This window comes from Bacillus sp. 05T31 (genome assembly GCF_056396725.1).
The window spans coordinates 1-501 of the sequence record NZ_JBFTMA010001335.1 but is presented as its reverse complement, the minus strand read 5'-3'; the positions used below and the strand labels follow the sequence as shown (position 1 = coordinate 501).

The window sequence follows — 501 nt, the reverse complement described above, 5'->3', positions numbered from 1 at the left end:
GCATCTAGTACTTTTGCTAGATGCTTTTTTTTATGCTAAAAAGGTACCCTCAAATACTTTGAGAATACCTTTTTCATCAATTTAGTGCATTTCAACAATTGTACCATCTTCGAACACCTTGAATACTCCAGTAAATCCTGATCCAGCTGCACCTTCTATTTTATATGTCGTACGCACTCTAATTTGATAATATTTCTTTCCATTTTCTACTTGCGTATCCTCTAGCGTGTAATTATATTCTTCTTTATATTCTTTTTTGATATATTCTTTAGCTTTCTCAAAAGTAAATGCATCTTGATTCTTTCCTGTCTCTACCTTTTGATTCTTTTCTGTCTCTACTTTTTGGTTCTTTTCTGTTACTACCTTCTGATTCTTTTCTGTCTCTGTTTTTTGGTTCTTTTCTGTTACTGCCTTTTGATTTTTTTCTGTCTCTGCTTTTTGGTTCTTTTCTGTTACTGCCTTTTGATTTTTTTCTGTCTCTGCTTTTTGGTTCTTTTCTGT

General features: G+C 32.3%; 1 pseudogene. It reads right to left on the bottom strand.

The window, feature by feature from the left end:
* Positions 1-81: 81 nt before the first annotated feature.
* Positions 82-501, bottom strand: a pseudogene (locus AC1DJR_RS33195) (hypothetical protein); the annotation flags it as partial.